Source organism: Ancylomarina euxina (genome assembly GCF_003863355.1).
In the GTDB taxonomy this organism is placed as follows: domain Bacteria; phylum Bacteroidota; class Bacteroidia; order Bacteroidales; family Marinifilaceae; genus Ancylomarina; species Ancylomarina euxinus.
This window is the reverse complement of sequence record NZ_QQWG01000003.1, coordinates 191,374-208,580: the sequence shown is the minus strand read 5'-3', so window position 1 is coordinate 208,580 and position 17,207 is coordinate 191,374. Positions and strand designations below refer to the sequence as shown.

Here is a 17,207-nt window from a genome sequence, read left to right as displayed (position 1 = left end):
CAACTCATATTCTTCTGTTTTTAAAAGAGTAAGAATGAATGGTTACAACCATATAACAGATTGTAATAACCTAATGACGGAACATATCAACCGAGCGGCGGAATATTATAACTGGATGGCGGAACGGATCAACTGAGTGGCGGAATGTCATAACTGGATGGCGGAACGGATCAACTGAGTGGCGGAACGGATCAACCGAGCGGCGGAATGTCATAACTAGATAGCGGAACAAATCAACTGGATGACGCAACATATCAACTGACTTATGGAATGTCTTAACTGGATGGATAGATACACCAACTGAGTAGCAGTTCTTTGCAAACCAGCATCTACGGCGATCTTATATAGTCAGATAGCAAAAAGGCTTCATTGATTTAAAACCAATGAAGCCTTGTGGTAATATTTTTTTAGATCTTTTAAAAGAAGTAGTATAAGCCAAGCATTACACGAGTATTCGCTACCCAATGTGAATGAATCACCTCAGCCTTCTCATTCATGCCATTTTCATCAGCATAAGCAGCAGCAGTATGTTCAACTTCCAATTCAATTTTTAATTGATTGATTTTTTTACATACGCGAGGTGCAATACGGTACAACTCTCCAATATTCTGACTACGACTATAAAGCATTTGCTTACCTTCAAGATCAAGAGCAACATTATCGTCTGCTCCATAGTTTTTAGAATAACCAGCTAATAAAGCAAATTCATAATCATTTTTCTTATACGATAATTCAGACCATGTTCCTAATACCTTAATAGGTGTATAAGAAGCTTCATTCGTTATTGCATTTAAACTTTTTGCAGCATAACCACCCAACATTAACATATCGGTAAGGTTAGAACCGTAAGTCGCTTGTGCTTTAAAAGTAAGAGGCTTAAAATCTAGTTTAAAATAACCCATCACTGCCCATGAAGAAAGCGTTTCTTCAGCTTTATAATTGGTTGAAGTTTTTAAAGTAGGTTTGATTGTCTTAAACTCAGCACTAGCACCAATGATATGCTTCCCAGAATAGTAATGAATTTGACCTTGCATGATTGGTAAACCCGCATTTTGTAGATATTTATTACTATAACCATCAGGACCAGTACTGATATGGTCACGTTCAGTAGCTAAAGCTGCCAAGAATTTCCAATTCTCTGTTTTATGAGTCAGTCTAATTTGAGGGTTACGAGTAAATGGTTTAAATGGTAAACCTGAATTGGCACCTACTGTTCCAGGAAATACCTCGGTAACAAATAAGGGTGACCAAGTTTGTCCTACCAATAATGAAGTTTTACCCCATGATAAGTTGACATAGGCATGACGCAAACGCACACCATTAACATCGGTATTGCTATTACCTATAAAGTCAGCCTCAAGCAAACCACTGGTTTCAGCGCCAAAAACGTCTGGACCTGTAATTTTTGCATTAAAACGAGTTCGTATAGCAGCCAAATTGAAAACACCACCTTCATTAAGATCTTTACCATTGGTATCTAATACTTCATCGGTAGGATACAAAAAGATATGCCCCTCACGAGCACTCACTGTTTGACGGGTATCGTATGAGAATAAAGAGTGTACATAGCCACCAAATTTTACTTTAATAGGCTTTTTCTCTTCGGTTGATTGTGCAGACAATAGGTTTGTGCTGCAAAAAAATAAAAGGAATAGTAGTAAGTAGTTGTTGCGCTTCATAGCAATTGCTTAAAATTTTATATTTGCCGCAAAGATAGTTTTTTTAATGAGAGTTAAAATGTGTTAAAGGAAAGATGTGACGATTTGAGGATACTAGAATGTGGTGATTTAGTGATGTGAGGATGTGTACGAAAAAAAACAAAGGCAGCCATTAATGGATAAAGAAAAACCTCTAAGAAATAAAATACTTAGAGGTTTATTAAATAATATTTTTCAGCAAATTAAAACGAGTAAGAAGCTCCTAATTGAATTACCGAGTTATAAGCTTTCCCTCCATCTTCAAGAAGTTTAGTGAAACCTCTATTATATCTTAAATCTAAAGCAAAATCTTCACTTACATTAAACGAGAAGCCTAAATTTAAACTAAAATCTACTGTATTCATGAATTCCTTTATATCCTCAGTATTCGTAGTAGAACCCATCTCAACCTCTTGCTCAGCTTTTAAAACAAACCCTAACTGTGGACCTGCATAAAAATGAGCTGTATTTGAAGGCCCTAAACGCATTTTAAACAATAAAGGAATATTTAGATAAGTTGTGTTAATTTCTACATTCATATCAGAAATGTCTTCATCAGCTTTAACTCCCTGCATAGAAATTAGTAATTCTGGCTGAAAAGAAACAATATCGCTAATTGGCGTGTTTAAAAAACCACCAAAATAAAAGCGAGTATTAACTTTATTATTTTCAACATCAGATCCCGCAGTATTTGCAAAATTCAAACCAGCCTTTAAGCCAAATTTAAGATCTTGTGCGTAACTATAAGAAGCTATCAACACAAAAATAACAACTAAAATTTTCTTCATAATATTTTTTTAGGGTTAGTTTATAATGACATAAACTTATCCTAATTATTTCATATTATGATCTGTCAAATCTGTCAAGTTTTTAAAGTACTATTCATCACAGGAAAAATGGTTAACACAGAACAAATTATTTTTCATACTCCTGATAGATAATTAGAGAATCCCCTTCAAAATCGATACGAAAGCTATCACCCATCGATTCGTTTAAAGTGCCTTGCCACAGCATGTCTAATTTTTGATTGGTAAGTTCGTAGCGTAGGTTAGCAGTCGTAATAGTCGTTTCTGATTGTGGTGAGAAGATTGAAACTTGTTGACCAATATAGCTATCGAAGTTTCTGGAGCGTATTACAGGCGTAAACGTACCATAATCGGTCAGCATTCTAACTTTCATCTTTTTAGTGTAAGATGGCAGGAGAAAAATATTTCCAATCATATGGTCATCACGTTCGCCAGTAGCCCCCACGATTGTAATATCATTGTATTTATTAGACAAACACCAATTTACAGCTTTGGTTAAATCGTTGGTATCCTGATTTGAAAAATGATGAATAATATCCTGATACTTTCGTTTTAAATCATTGGTAAGGGAATCTAAATCACCGACAATGGCATGAGCTTTTATATCCGCGGCCTCAAGTTTATTAATCGCGCCATCGCAACAAACAATAAACTCTGAAGTTTTTAGGATATCTAAGGGTATTTTATTGGTGGGAAAGCTGCCATTGGCCAATATAACTGCTGATCGTGATCTCATTTTTCTATCTTATAAGATGATAAGTCACAAAAATAGCTATTTGCTTTCGATTGCTTTGGACTTTGCAAGATCTTTTTTCCATTGGGTATAGCCATAAAAAGCCAAGACCGTGTAAAAGGCAAACAAAATAGCAGTTGGGTACAGTTCCTTATAAAGATACAAGCCCATAGAGACGGCATCTACAATAACCCATACCAACCATTGTTCAAGTATCTTTTGCGCCAGCATCCAAGTAGCCACAATACTTAAAGCGGTTGTAAATGAATCCAAATAAGGTATTGGGGAATCCGTATAATTGACCAAAACAAAGGAGATTGCGATATAGATGAATAAACTTGCCAGTAAAAGTTTAAAAAACAGAGTCCTACCTAAATTGACTATGGGTAATTCTTTTGCATTTTGCCCTTTCGATCGCGACCAATGGAACCAACCGTATACGCTTATAAATACATAGTAAAACTGCAGGCCCATATCAGCATAAAACTTGGCAACAAAAAACACATAGATATACATCACAGCAGAGAATAAACCAACAGGCCATAGCCATTTGTTCTGCTTAATCTCTAAATACAGAAAGATGAACCCAGAAAGAGTTCCTATTATTTCAACACTATTTGAACTGATCCAATCTAACATTGCATTTTTTTATATAACCAAGCTGAAAGAGATCTCTCAGCTTGGTTGAGGTCTTTTATAAATTATTCTTCTTAAAAAGTAAGGCTTAAACCTGCCATAAAGTTAGTTCCTGCTTGAGGGAAATAACCATCCATAGCAAAACGTTCGCCACCATAAATGTATGAGTAAACCCATGCATTCGACTCATATTCTGCATTAAATACATTATTTACCAAAACATTAAATTTTAAACTCTCAGCAAACTTAGGTTTGAATTCGTACGAGAAATTCATGTTAGATACAGAATAAGCATCAAGACTTCTGTCATTATTCGATGAATTATCAATGTACTGTTTACCTACATATTGAGAAATAAACTGAACTCCGAATCCTGATTTATTATAAGAGAAGATTGAGTTAGCCGTTACATTGGGTGAAAAAGCCAAATCAGTAGTTCCTAATTCATTAATCGTTTGCTCGCCAGTTTCCCAGTTATCCCAATTATCAACATGCTCAACAAAATTCTTAACTTTATTTTTACTCAAAGATAAATTTCCTTTCCATGAAATATATTTGGTAAGGTTTGTTGATGCACTCAGCTCTATACCTGTTCTGTATGATTTATCAACGTTGACCATCACAGCTCCCCCTACATCGTTAATTTCGCCAGTAAGAACGAGCTGATCTTTATAATCCATATAAAACAGATTCGCCTCAAAAAGGAAGTTTTCTTTAGACAATTTATAACTTAATTCATAATCGTACAAACGTTCACTTGTAGGCACATTATCCGGTTTTGCATCAGTATAATTACTACGATTGGGTTCTCGATTAGCTATTGAAAACGAAGCAAAAAGACGATTATTCTCGTTGAATTCATAATTCACACCCAATTTAGGATTAAAGAATAAGAAATCGTGTTTTTGGCTCACATCTCTTAAATCCGAGTCAGTCCCTTTAATTTTATAATCAATCCCTCTTACTTGCAAATCGGCATACAAACTCAAGGAATTATCAACTGCAACATTCGCTTTGACGTAGGCATTATATTCTTCCTTAGTCCCTTTATTGTCGTAATACTTATCACCTAAGAAGGTATCACCGGCATTTTTCATCCAACGAATTTCACCAAAATGATCACCATCATACTTGTTCCAGCCACCACCAGCAACTAGATCAAGTCCTTGCATATTCTTCGAAAAAGAAAATACAGTCCCGTAGAAATCATTATCCAACCATTTACGACGAATAAAATCGGTTTTCTTAATAGTATCAGTTCCAATTAGAATAGGAGACAAACCATATTTTTTAAGCTTATCATTTTTCTTAAACTGCTCGTAATAACCTTCACCTTGAGTATAATGAAAAGCTAGATTGAACTTGGTATTATCCTTAAACAAATGTGTTAAGAACAAACGGTAATGCTTCTGCCAATAGTTATCCGTTTCGTTCTTGTAAGTATATTGATTATAAGTACGAGAATCAGAAGTTAGCATATGATCAACCACTTCCTGACTGACCAAACCATGATCAGCATAACGTTGCATACCTGCTTCATCGTTCTCTAAACGAACTTTCGGTACACCATTCCAAGCTTGGTATGTTTTTTCTTTACCTACGATTACATTAGCCTTTACACTTGTTCTATCACCATAGTATCCTGCAGAAAAATAAGCCGATTGCAGATCAGAACTAGCCCTATCGATAAAGCCATCTGATGTAATTTTTGATAAACGGGTATCGAAAGCAAAACCTTTCTTTAAACCTGTTCCAAACTTAAGCGTATTCTTAAATGTATTGAATGAACCCGCCGAGCTAGAAATTACAGCATATGGTTGAGTGTTCACATTTTGTGTTTGCATGTTGATGCTTGCACCAAAAGCACCTGCCCCACTAGTCGATGTTCCCACACCACGCTGAATTTGAATATCATCTAATGATGAAGTAAAGTCAGGCATGTTTACCCAATAAACACCATGTGATTCTGAATCATTTAATGGAATACCATCAACAGTAACATTAATACGATTGGCATCTGATCCTCTAATTCTAAAACCTGTATATCCAACTCCAGCTCCGGCATCGGAAGAAGTAACAAATGAAGGTGTTAAGGACAATAGCATAGGAATATCCTGACCTAAATTTCTTTCCGACAATTCTTCCTTACTTACATTAGTTACAACAACTGGCGTTTTAGCATCTGCACGAGTAGCCGACACCAACACCTCATCGGCAAGTATAGCCGAATATTCAAGGACAAAATCTAAAGTTAAATCTGATCTAAGATCAATCTCCTGAGTTTGAGGCTCGAAAGCTAGAAAGCTTGCCATAAGCTCATAAGAACCAGATTTTAAGTTTTCAAATTGATATTCTCCATCTGCATTTGTAGAAACGCCATGCATACTCCCTTTGATAACGACTGCCGCACCTGGAAGCGGATCGCCATCCTGATTTAAAACCCTTCCCTTAAGTGTTAGCTGAGAAAATCCTTCAAAACAGAAGAATTGAAAGATAAGTAGTAAAACTACTTTCGTAAATAATGAATTGAATTTGTTTGTAGACATTACAATAAAGTTTTTTTAGGCTGAAAAATCAGCATTCGATAAAAAAATATTGCAATGAGGTTCTTAAGATGAGATATCAGGCGAATAGTATTTTCGCAATTCCCTACGCCGGCATTATCCGGATCAGGTGTAAGAAACCGAAATGAATCTGTTCCTTAGGGTATAATCTCAGCCCGTTTATTTAAGGCACCCCACTGTTATTAGTGCGCAAAGGTAATTTGATTTGCTTAAAATACAAGTCTCAATTCATTTCGAAATGAAATGACATAAATTTATCATTATCAGCAAAGATACAAGGAATGTGTGATAGTATCGAAATGTTTTAAACACAAAAAAGCACCCAATACAATTGGGTGCTCTCATATTTAAAGACTTAACGATCTTCTATTTCTCTTTAATCACTTTCTTTACACCCATAACTTCAGTTAGAGCTTTCACAAAGGTCGCTTTTGGAAAAGCCCCTTTCGCCATCTGGGGTTGACCTTTGGCAGGAATAAACAAGAAAGAAGGGATACTTGTGATACCAAATGCAGCTGAAACGGCTCTTGCCTTATCGGTATCGACCTTGTAAATTTGAATAGCATCACCATACTCCTCTTGTAACTCTTCCAGAATTGGTGCAACTCGTTTACATGGACCACACCAAGTTGCATAAAAATCGACTATTACCGGTTTATCACCTTTAAACACCCACTCCTTTTCTTTCTCGAAATCAAAAACTTTTTCTTTAAAACCCTTATCGTCCAAAGCAATAACTTTTGATTGCGAAAAACTGCTTAGTCCTAGCAATACAAAACTTAATAAAAAGGCTGATTTTATAAATATTCTCATAATAGTCTGATTAAATATTAATGCTCAAATATAGTTGAATTATCACGTTTTCAAAGATTATTCACTCACACCCAAAACATCCTGAAAAGCTTGCTTAAAGGATTCTTTAGAAAGAGCACCTTGTGCCATTTGTGGTTGTCCTTCTTGAGGTACAAATAAGAGTGAAGGAATACTCTGAACTCCAAAAATTGAAGATAACTCTCTCTCTTCTTCAGTATTAATCTTATAGATCTCTAATTTATCGCCATACTCCTTTTTTAGATCCTCCAGAATAGGGGCGACCATTTTACAAGGTCCACACCAATCGGCATAAAAATCAATTAAGCAAGGCTTATTACCTTCAAATTTCCAATCCTTATTATTTTCGAAATCAAACACCTTTTCTTTGAAAGATGCTAATGTTAAATGCTCTACCATAACTATAAATTTAATTAATACACATATATAGATTTTTACATGTCAATTAGTATGCCAAAAATTAAAATCAGTTAAAAACTGACAAAATGCCTTATTAATAAATAAGAAAAGTAAGATTTTAGATCAAAAAAGAGCGCTTCTATTTCAGGTGCCCCTACATTATCTAAGCTTATATTTTAGAATCATCCTAAATAATTGTAATTTTGTCTCTTCGTGGAGCGTAAATCGTTTACAAACTGAATTGAAACTCCCGTATTGATATACAAACAAGATAAGAACGTGAAGAGATTTTTAACACACCCTATATTTCCTATACTTTCAGAAATTGTTACTAAAGAAAACCTTGAATCCTATGTTATTGGAGGTTTTGTTAGAGATCTTTTTCTTGAACGAGAATCAAAAGATATTGATGTTGTTGTAATTGGCAGTGGCATTGAATTGGCAAAAAAAGTGGCTGCAAAAGCAGGCAATACCAATGTTTCTATTTTTAAGAGCTATGGCACAGCCATGCTTAAATACAAAGGTTTTGAAGTTGAATTTGTTGGGGCTCGAAAAGAATCTTACCAAAGAGAATCGCGTAATCCTATAGTGGAAGATGGCACTTTAGATGATGATCAGAAAAGAAGAGATTTCACCATTAATGCTCTGGCTTTAAGCTTGCATAAAGACAATTTTGGCGAATTACTTGACCCATTTGGTGGCGTTGAGGATCTTCAGCACAAGATTATAAAAACACCTCTTGATCCTTTGATCACCTTTTCGGATGATCCGCTTAGAATGATGCGTGCAATTCGCTTTGCTACACAATTAGACTTCAAAATTTCAGCTGTGACCTTCGAAGCAATTAAAACCAATAAGGATAGAATACATATCATCTCTCAAGAAAGAATCATTGAGGAAATGAATAAAATTGTGATGTCACCTATGCCTTCAATTGGGTTTAAACTACTGGATGAATCAGGTTTGCTTGATATCATCTTTCCCGAATTCCAGAAACTTAAAGGTCGAGAAACTCGAAATGGCATTAGTCACAAAGACAATTTCTATCATACACTTGAAGTACTCGATAATTTATGCTGCCATTCTGACAATTTATGGTTGCGTTGGTCAGCTTTACTTCACGATATTGCAAAACCTAAAACGAAGAAATTTGTAAAAGGTATTGGCTGGACTTTCCACGCTCACAATTTTATTGGCGAGAAGATGGTTCCTAAAATATTTAAGAATATGAAACTGCCCTTGAATGAAAAAATGAAATTTGTTCAAAAAATGGTTTCATTACATATGCGCCCTATTGTTTTAGCACAAGAGGTTGTGACCGATTCTGCTATTCGCCGTTTACTTTTCGATGCAGGTGATGATATTGACGAATTAATGCTCCTTTGTGAGGCTGATATTACTTCAAAAAACGAAGCCAAAGTCAAAAAATTTCTTGACAACTTCCAATTGGTCCGCCAGAAATTAAAAGAAGTTGAAGAAAAAGATACCATTCGCAATTTCCAACCTCCAATCAGCGGTGAAGAAATTATCAGCACATTCAACCTTTCTCCATCACGTGTTATTGGTGATATAAAAACTGCAATAAAAGATGCCATTCTCGATGGGGAAATTCAAAATAACTATGATGATGCCTATCAATTCATGCTTAAAAAAGGGGAAGAACTCGGCTTAAAAGCTGTCGGAAAGAAATAAAAAAAGTTACAAGATCAAATAATTGGCATACAAAGCTCGGATGAATCATCCGAGCTTTTTTGTTAAACTAAATTTTATGACAACATAATTAAATAACATATAAATCTTTCACTAAAAAAAGCATATTATATCTACTTTTGCGGCGTCAAAATCAATCTAACTAGTACACCTAAATACCAAAATATGGCTTACGTTGATAATACCATGATTATCCGAAGAGATTTAGTAGCAAATATGGCTGAACTCTTTAACGAAGAAAAGCTTATCACAAACCTTGATAGAGTCCCTCTGGAAATGGCTCCACGCAACAGAGAGTACACTGATCGTTGCTGTATTTTTAAAGAAAGAGTGATAATTAAGGAAAAATTAATTCCACTATTAGGTTGCGAACTTAAAGATGATCGCGATGAACTCAAAACTTTAGCTGAATATGCAACAGAGGCTATGCAGCGTGAAAAGCCAATTGAAAAAATATTAACTGTAGTAGATGAAGCTTGTACATCCTGTGTTCAGAATTCATATATCGTAACCAACCTATGCAAAGGTTGTGTTGCTCATCCATGTATGATGAACTGTCCTAAAGATGCTGTAAGTTGGAATGCAAATGGTCAGGCTCAAATCGATCCAAAGAGTTGTATCAACTGCGGCATTTGCATGAATGTTTGTCCATATCATTCAATCATATTTATGCCTGTTCCATGTGAAAATGTATGTCCTGTTGGGGCCATTACTAAAAACGAGCATGGTAAAGAACAAATCGATGAAGATAAATGTATCGACTGTGGAAAATGCATCACAGCTTGTCCTTTTGGTTCAATTATGGAGAATTCACAGATTATTGATGTGATGAAATCTTTAAAATCTGAACAGGAAACAATCGCTTTGGTTGCACCGGCCCTTTATGGTCAATTTAAATATAAAACTGAAAATGTTATTGGAGCTATTAAAGAACTCGGTTTCCAGGATGTGATCGAAGTTGCTAAGGGTGCTAATGTAACAACAATAAATGAAGCTGACGAACTACTCGAACGTCTTGAAGATAAGGCTCCATTTATGACAACTTCATGCTGTCCAGCTTATGTTTCAGCCGTAAAAAAACATATTCCAATCATGGAGCAGTATGTATCACATACCAAGAGTCCAATGTATTATGCTGCTGAGTTAGCAAAGAAACAATATCCTAATGGTAAATTCGTGTTTATAGGCCCATGTATAGCCAAGCGACGCGAAGGAATGTCGGACCCTAATGTCGATTATGTGATGACATTTGAAGAACTTTCTGGTTTATTTGCAGGATGGCATATTAACATCGATGGCAATCCTATTGAACTCGATCGATCTATTAAGAACCATGGTCGCGCTTATGCTGCAAGCGGCGGTGTAGCACAATCGGTTCTTGAAGTGAAACCATATGTTAATATTAAACCTGTTATCGTAAACGGATTAGATAAGAAGAAAATTAATATGCTTAAGGCTTTTGCTAAGACTGGAAAAACCAGTGGTAATTTCATCGAAGTAATGGCATGCGAAGGTGGCTGTATTGCGGGTCCAAGCTCGAATTACGATCCTAAAACGGGCATGAAAATATATCTAAATAACTTAAAAGAGTTTCCTGAAGATTTATAGGAAGAACTTCTTAATAAAAAAGGTTGGCTCAATGCCAACTTTTTTTTATATGTTGATTTTTAATCAATTACTAAGCAAAAACTTTTTCATCGAATCTATAGGATAAGATTAATAGAATTAGAGCGACAAAAGCAGGCATAAATTCGCCGTCGTTAGCAACCCAATGTGCAGACAGGGCTAATACAAAATCAAAAAAGAAACCTGCATATGCCCACTCTTTAAGAAACTTAGATTTCCTCGAAAGAATAGCAATAACACCCAATGTTTTTGCAATAGCTAGAGGATAAATAATATAAATTGGAAATCCCAAGCTGACAAAAGTTTGACTTACAATCTCATGATTTAAAATATACATTGATGCGGACATTAACATCATTACTGATAATAGTCCTGTTCCAATCCAGTAAATAATTTTGTTCCATCTTTCCATCATAATTTGATATTTATTAATACTAGCGCTAAATAAATATATCCATTTTATTCTGATACACAAAGAATTAAAACCAGCAATAATACTATAGGTTCAATTACAGTCTTGGTTAAAAAAAGAATAAAGGCAAGCGAAACGAATCTCACTTGCCTTTATTCATCATACGATATCTTTAGGTGTTTAGTACCACATAGGCTAAAATGTTAAAGTAAAAGTCGTTTTTTCGTCTGGCACAGAATGAGCAGTTATGGTTCCACCATGCAAACGAAGGATTTGCTTAGAGAGTGCCAAGCCAATTCCTGACCCCTTCGGTTTAGTTGTAAAAAACGGAATAAAAACTTTGTCTAAAACCTCCTTTATAATCCCTTGCCCATTATCGGTTAGCTGAATTGAAATACGTCCTCTTTTATTCAAATAAGCTCTCAATCGTAATTGAGGATTCTCAGTATGATCCAGGGCGTGTATAGAGTTCTTTATTAAGTTAATTAAAACTTGCTCAATCAAAAGCTCATCAGCTGAAAGTTCGATGGTTTCAGGTTCAATTTCTATAATACACTCAATATTTCGTCTCTTCATCTCCTCTTTCATCAACATATGAATATTGTCGAAAAGCTGCTTTACAGGAAAGATGCTAAAGTTCGGATTAGGTATCTTCGTTAGATTCCTATAAGTATCAACAAAGTGCAATAAACCTGAACTCCGCTTCTGAATCGTAGACAAAGCCATCTTTACTTCAGTAATAGTCTCCTGATCATGTTTATCAAACTTACTAACATTATTCATTCCAAAATCATCGAGAATTGTAGTTAAAGTGTTTGATAATGAAGAAATAGGCGTTATCGAATTCATAATTTCATGCGTTAGAACCCGTATGAGTTTCTGCCAGGATTCAATCTCCTGCTCTTCCAGTTCGTACTGAATATTTTTGATTGACACCAAGATAACTTGCCTATCGTTTATTTTAAATTCAGTTGCATAGATCGCTAATTGCAGAATATCATCATTATCATTAACCTTAATAAGCGTATTTTCACCATGCTTCAGTTTCAAAAGAGCCTCAACGAACTCGGGACTAAAACTTTCAAGATCTTGAATTTTAGCCAAGTTACTAACTTGAAACAGTTTTTTAGAAGCATTGTTTATCATCTCAACAGAACCATCACGATGGAATGCAATCAATGAAATTCCAATATGCTGGATAACGGTTTGTAAATAGAAATAATGCTCTTCTTTTTCAGCCCTTATTTTCTGAAAATCAGAAATAACGGCATTAAATGATTCTTGCAATTTATCGAAGGAACTTCCTAAACCTTGTACCTTAAAATTTCTAGTAAAATCTGAATATCGTATCGATTCAAGGAAATTCTTAAGCAACCTGTTGGTTTTTTCAACATACTTAATCATTTCGTATATCTGATAGATAATAACAAGAAAAATAAGGCCTGCCGTCATAAAATAATTATTTTTTGACAGAACAAAAGCGAATAGAAAAATAGTCACGGAGAGTGCTATTATTCTTAAAACAAAATTAAGTCTGAAACTTTTATAAACCATATTTTTCTAATCTTCGATACAAGGATGTTCTAGTTAAACCAAGTTCTCCGGCTGCTTTCGAAATATTTCCCTGATTGGTTTTTAATACTTTCTGAATGATATTCTTCTCCACTTCTTCCAGATTATAACTATCTAATTCAACATCTCCTTGCTGTGAATGTCCCGGATTGATTTGGAAATCGCTTGGTTGTAAATTATTATCATCCGCCATAATAACCGCACGTTCCATCAAATGCTGAAGTTCCCGTACATTTCCTGGCCATGAGTAATCATACAACTTATTGATACAAGCTTTAGAAAGTGGTCCAAAACTCTTCTTGTATTTCTTAGCATAGATCCGTAAAAAATGTTCCGCCAACAAAGGAATATCCTCATATCGTTCACCAAGTGATGGCAAACTTATCTCTACGGTATTTATTCTGTATAATAAATCTTGTCTATAATTCTCCTCAGCAACCATCTGAAGAATTGGCATATTAGTAGCACAAATCAAGCGAATATCAATAGGAATTGGCTTATTGGATCCAACTCGAATCACCTCTCTTCTTTCGAGAACAGTCAGTAATTTAGCTTGCATAGGTAAAGACAGATTACCAATCTCATCAAGGAAAAGTGTCCCTCCAGATGCAATTTCAAAACGACCAGGACGATCTGTTCTAGCATCAGTAAAAGCACCTTTTACATGTCCAAACAATTCACTCTCGAATAAATTCTCATTAATAGATCCTAAGTCGACACTAATAAAGACCTCATCCTTTCTAGCCGAATTACGGTGAAGAGCTCTGGCAACTAACTCTTTACCTGTTCCATTTTCTCCGAGAATTAATACATTAGCATCAGTAACCGCTACCTTTTGAATAGTACTAAAAACAGTTTGCATCTCTGGTGACACGCCAATAAAATCATTAAATGGCTGATCAAGTACTGCATTTAACTCTTTCTGCTTCGTTTTCAGTTGAGTCACCTCCTCCTTCGATTTTCTAAGTTTAATCGCTGAAGAAATAGTTGCCATTAATTTTTCGTTCTGCCAAGGCTTTAAAATAAAATCAGTTGCTCCGGCTTTTATTGCTTTTACAGATTTTTCGACATCACCATAGGCAGTAATAAAAAGAACCACTGCACGAGGATCCAGTTCAATAATCCGATTCAACCAGTGATAACCTTCCTGCCCACTTATCGCATCTTTTGTGAAATTCATATCCAAAAGAATCACATCATAAGTTTCTTGTTTCATCAACTTTGGAATCAATTCAGGATCCGACTCTGTGTGTATTAATTCAACATGCTGTTTCAAAAGAAGCTTCAAAGAGAACAATATATCCTCATTATCATCTATCGCTAAAATTTTTCCGACTTTACTCATTATTTCTATTTTTTATATCTCGATTGCTTTAGCCTCCAAATTGTAGACAAACTAAAGCTTTTCATCATTATATTGATTTTGATGTGTCCAAAATCGAACATCAAGGTAGAACTAAAAATTCAAAATCAAAACAAAAACGTTCGATTTCGTACAAACATTGTTCTAATATCGATCATTTTCAGCCTACTAAAAGAAACACCGATATCACCCAACATACTAACAAACAATACATAAAACCCTTTGGCACAAATCTAGCTACTACATCATATGTAAAATATTTAATCTTACAATAAAGCTAGACTTAATTATAAGTGAATTTAATCAGTTAGTAGCTCACAGAAAGCCTAACATAAAACCGAAAATTCAATCATTCTCTTTTATCAATAACATTTATTAATGAAAATTAATACTATTTTAATGTCGAAAATAACGCAATCAAATTAGGAAAGATTAATCACATCCAAACTTAAAAACACAAAACATAATATATCTCATATATATATCAAACTAATTACTTAATGCTCAAAATATTCTTAAATACTGTTTTCAGAAAGCTATATCTTCAAAAGGGATACTCACTGATCAATATTTTAGGTTTGGCTACCGGGATAACTTGTAGCTTACTTATTTTACTTTGGGTTGAGTATGAACTTAGCTTTGATTCTTTTCACGACAACAAGAGTCAGATATACAGCGTTTATGAAAATCAAACCTATGCAGACGGGGAAATATTTACCGTATATGCAACCCCTGCACCACTTGCTATAAAGCTAAAAGAAGATATCTCCGAGATTGATAAAGCTACTCGTATATCAAGAACCTGGGGTAAATTAATGCTAACAATTGGGGGATCAACTTTTATTGAAGGTTCTGGCCTATGTGTCGATACAGATTTCTTCAAAATGTTCAGTTTTTCGGTTTTACTTGGAGATCCAAACTTGGTTATGCCCGATGAAAGATCTATAGTTATTACCGAGAAGATGTCTAAAAAATATTTCGGTGAGACTAATCCTTTAGGGAAAGTCATCAGTATAAATTCAAATATTAACTATCACGTTAGTGCAGTACTTAAGGATTCACCCAAAAACTCTTCACTCTATTTCGATTATTTATTACCCTTCAATTTCATAAAAGAGAATTGGAGCTTCAACCTAAACAACTGGGATTCACACGCCTTCTTAACTCTCATTCAAGTTAAGAAAAAGACCTATATTCCAGGTTTGGAAACAATTATTAAACCGTACATCAAACAAAATCTGGAACAATCAAATGCAGACCTAGCTCTTCAGCCATTTACTGATTACCACTTACACTCCATCAGTGGAAAAAAGCTTAGCCCCATACTTTATGTCCGGATTTTTTCTTTAGTTGCTTTTATTATTCTTTTGATTGCTTGTTTCAATTATATGAATTTATCTACAGCACGTTCAGAACGCAGAGCTAGAGAAGTGGCCGTCAGAAAAGTGGTTGGTGCACACAAAAGAGGATTATTTGCATTGTTCATGGCCGAATCAATCTTCATCAGCCTACTTGCTTTTGGATTGGCAATTGTATCAGTAGAGTTACTTCTACCTTTCTTTAAGGAATTAACACAAAGAGATCTATCCCTGAAATTTTCAGACACAACGCTATTATTATCCTTTGCAGCTATCGTTCTGTTCACTGGTTTTATTTCGGGTAGTTACCCAGCACTATATCTGTCATCTTTTAAACCAATAAGGATTCTAAAAGGTAAACTTTATAGCGATTCTCATTTATTCCGCAAACTGATGGTTATCATCCAATTTACCATCTCAGTTGGATTGATTATTAGCACAAGTATCATCTACAAACAATTAGATTATCTCCAGGACAAAGATGTTGGTTATCAGAAAGATAACATCATCTACATTGAAATGATGGATGATTTTCATGAGCACTATTCTCACTTAAAAGAAAACTTAATTAAAATACCTGGAGTGCTTAAAGTTACAGCTGCGAATCAGATGCCTATTAATTTTTCGAACTCGACATCTGATGTCAGTTGGAAAGGTAAATCGACGGATGCTGATAACACATTATTTCAATTAAGTTTTGTTGATTATGATTTTATTGAAACCTTTGAAATGGAAGTTATTCATGGTCGCGCATTTTCATCGAAACAAGGTGGTGATAGTTTAAAACTAATTATAAACGAAGCTGCAGCTTCTGCCATGAAAATGAGCTATACTATCGGTCAGAAAGTTAAAATATGGGAATATGACTGTGAAGTTATTGGCATTGTCAAAGATTTTAATTTCAACAGCTTGCAAGTCGGAGTAAAACCTCTAATAATGCTTATTATTTCTGATGAGTTTAAATATATTGCAATTAAAACTGATGGCAATGAACAACCCATTATCAATAAAATTGGTGAGACCTGGAAAAAGTGTTATCCTAAAATACCTTTTTCACATCGCCTTTTAAGAGACGATTTTTCTTATCTATATAAGGCAGAATCACGTATGAGTTCGATATTTATCGCTTTCACTTTAATTGCCATAATTATATCCTCACTTGGATTGTTTGGCTTATCATCATACATTATAGAACAAAAATTTAAAGAAATGGGAATTCGGAAAGTTTTTGGTGCTGAATTCCAACACCTATTCAAATCATTCCTTATTCGTTTTTTGAGATGGATTTTATTAGCTAACTTAATTGCTTGGCCTACTACTTACTTCCTTATGCAATGGTGGTTAGCAGGCTTTGCATACAGAATACATATTTCTTGGTTTGAATTTTTAGGAGCTGGACTATTATCAATACTAATCGCTTTTATTACCGTTTTTTATCAGACTTATAAAATATCATCAATCACACCAATAAAGGCTATCAGATACGAATAAGCTTAATAA

At 34.7% G+C, this 17,207-nt stretch carries 13 protein-coding genes; 3 read left to right on the top strand and 10 right to left on the bottom strand.

Annotation, left to right across the window (positions count from 1 at the left end; genetic code table 11):
- Positions 1-416: 416 nt before the first annotated feature.
- The 7 genes from DWB61_RS04620 to trxA (DWB61_RS04590) all read right to left on the bottom strand — a co-directional run bounded on the left by DWB61_RS04620 (position 417) and on the right by trxA (DWB61_RS04590) (position 7,666).
- Positions 417-1,679: a DcaP family trimeric outer membrane transporter gene (locus DWB61_RS04620; RefSeq protein ID WP_125029723.1), complete on the bottom strand. Its 1,263-nt coding sequence runs from the start codon at positions 1,677-1,679 to the stop codon at positions 417-419.
- Between the two features lie 221 nt (positions 1,680-1,900).
- Positions 1,901-2,485: a porin family protein gene (locus tag DWB61_RS04615; protein WP_125029722.1), complete on the bottom strand. Its 585-nt coding sequence runs from the start codon at positions 2,483-2,485 to the stop codon at positions 1,901-1,903.
- A 127-nt stretch (positions 2,486-2,612) separates the two neighbouring features.
- Positions 2,613-3,239, bottom strand: coding sequence for a thiamine diphosphokinase (locus tag DWB61_RS04610; RefSeq protein WP_125029721.1), 627 nt, complete (start codon positions 3,237-3,239; stop codon positions 2,613-2,615).
- A 36-nt stretch (positions 3,240-3,275) separates the two neighbouring features.
- Positions 3,276-3,875 carry a nicotinamide riboside transporter PnuC gene (pnuC, locus tag DWB61_RS04605; RefSeq protein ID WP_125029720.1) on the bottom strand — a complete coding sequence of 200 codons (600 nt, stop codon included), beginning with the start codon at positions 3,873-3,875 and terminating at the stop codon, positions 3,276-3,278.
- 71 nt (positions 3,876-3,946) lie between these two features.
- A complete protein-coding gene (locus DWB61_RS04600; protein WP_125029719.1) occupies positions 3,947-6,418 on the bottom strand; it encodes a TonB-dependent receptor in 2,472 nt (823 codons plus the stop codon).
- A 384-nt stretch (positions 6,419-6,802) separates the two neighbouring features.
- Positions 6,803-7,249: a thioredoxin gene (trxA, locus tag DWB61_RS04595; protein ID WP_125029718.1), complete on the bottom strand. Its 447-nt coding sequence runs from the start codon at positions 7,247-7,249 to the stop codon at positions 6,803-6,805.
- A gap of 57 nt (positions 7,250-7,306) precedes the next feature.
- Positions 7,307-7,666 carry a thioredoxin gene (gene trxA / locus DWB61_RS04590; RefSeq protein ID WP_125029717.1) on the bottom strand — a complete coding sequence of 120 codons (360 nt, stop codon included), beginning with the start codon at positions 7,664-7,666 and terminating at the stop codon, positions 7,307-7,309.
- A gap of 279 nt (positions 7,667-7,945) precedes the next feature.
- Here trxA (DWB61_RS04590) and DWB61_RS04585 point away from each other — a divergent pair, with 279 nt between their 5' ends.
- Both DWB61_RS04585 and DWB61_RS04580 read left to right on the top strand, forming a co-directional pair.
- Positions 7,946-9,358: a CCA tRNA nucleotidyltransferase gene (locus DWB61_RS04585; RefSeq protein ID WP_125029716.1), complete on the top strand. Its 1,413-nt coding sequence runs from the start codon at positions 7,946-7,948 to the stop codon at positions 9,356-9,358.
- Positions 9,359-9,541: 183 nt separating this feature from the next.
- A complete protein-coding gene (locus DWB61_RS04580; protein ID WP_125029715.1) occupies positions 9,542-10,984 on the top strand; it encodes a monomeric [FeFe] hydrogenase in 1,443 nt (480 codons plus the stop codon).
- Between the two features lie 70 nt (positions 10,985-11,054).
- Here the strand turns inward: DWB61_RS04580 and DWB61_RS04575 are convergent, their stop codons facing one another.
- The 3 genes from DWB61_RS04575 to DWB61_RS04565 all read right to left on the bottom strand — a co-directional run bounded on the left by DWB61_RS04575 (position 11,055) and on the right by DWB61_RS04565 (position 14,334).
- On the bottom strand, positions 11,055-11,414 hold the full coding sequence (locus DWB61_RS04575) for a DoxX family protein (RefSeq protein WP_125029714.1): 360 nt from the start codon (positions 11,412-11,414) through the stop codon (positions 11,055-11,057).
- Between the two features lie 195 nt (positions 11,415-11,609).
- Complete coding sequence (locus DWB61_RS04570; protein WP_225423354.1) at positions 11,610-12,866, bottom strand: sensor histidine kinase; 1,257 nt, start codon at positions 12,864-12,866, stop codon at positions 11,610-11,612.
- Positions 12,867-12,957: 91 nt separating this feature from the next.
- A complete protein-coding gene (locus tag DWB61_RS04565; RefSeq protein WP_125029712.1) occupies positions 12,958-14,334 on the bottom strand; it encodes a sigma-54-dependent transcriptional regulator in 1,377 nt (458 codons plus the stop codon).
- Positions 14,335-14,849: 515 nt separating this feature from the next.
- Here DWB61_RS04565 and DWB61_RS04560 point away from each other — a divergent pair.
- Positions 14,850-17,198 (top strand): ABC transporter permease, encoded by a 2,349-nt coding sequence (locus DWB61_RS04560; RefSeq protein ID WP_125029711.1) that lies wholly within the window; start codon positions 14,850-14,852, stop codon positions 17,196-17,198.
- Positions 17,199-17,207: the final 9 nt, after the last annotated feature.

Excerpts from the sequence above, each read along its gene's own strand:
- DWB61_RS04620 (WP_125029723.1), bottom strand. The coding sequence starts at position 1,679 with ATGAAGCGCAACAACTACTTACTACTATTCCTTTTATTTTTTTGCAGC.
- DWB61_RS04615 (WP_125029722.1), bottom strand. The coding sequence starts at position 2,485 with ATGAAGAAAATTTTAGTTGTTATTTTTGTGTTGATAGCTTCTTATAGT.
- DWB61_RS04610 (WP_125029721.1), bottom strand. The coding sequence starts at position 3,239 with ATGAGATCACGATCAGCAGTTATATTGGCCAATGGCAGCTTTCCCACC.
- pnuC (WP_125029720.1), bottom strand. The coding sequence starts at position 3,875 with ATGTTAGATTGGATCAGTTCAAATAGTGTTGAAATAATAGGAACTCTT.
- DWB61_RS04600 (WP_125029719.1), bottom strand. The coding sequence starts at position 6,418 with ATGTCTACAAACAAATTCAATTCATTATTTACGAAAGTAGTTTTACTA.
- trxA (WP_125029718.1), bottom strand. The coding sequence starts at position 7,249 with ATGAGAATATTTATAAAATCAGCCTTTTTATTAAGTTTTGTATTGCTA.
- trxA (WP_125029717.1), bottom strand. The coding sequence starts at position 7,666 with ATGGTAGAGCATTTAACATTAGCATCTTTCAAAGAAAAGGTGTTTGAT.
- DWB61_RS04580 (WP_125029715.1), top strand. The coding sequence starts at position 9,542 with ATGGCTTACGTTGATAATACCATGATTATCCGAAGAGATTTAGTAGCA.
- DWB61_RS04575 (WP_125029714.1), bottom strand. The coding sequence starts at position 11,414 with ATGGAAAGATGGAACAAAATTATTTACTGGATTGGAACAGGACTATTA.
- DWB61_RS04570 (WP_225423354.1), bottom strand. The coding sequence starts at position 12,866 with ATGACGGCAGGCCTTATTTTTCTTGTTATTATCTATCAGATATACGAA.
- DWB61_RS04560 (WP_125029711.1), top strand. The coding sequence starts at position 14,850 with ATGCTCAAAATATTCTTAAATACTGTTTTCAGAAAGCTATATCTTCAA.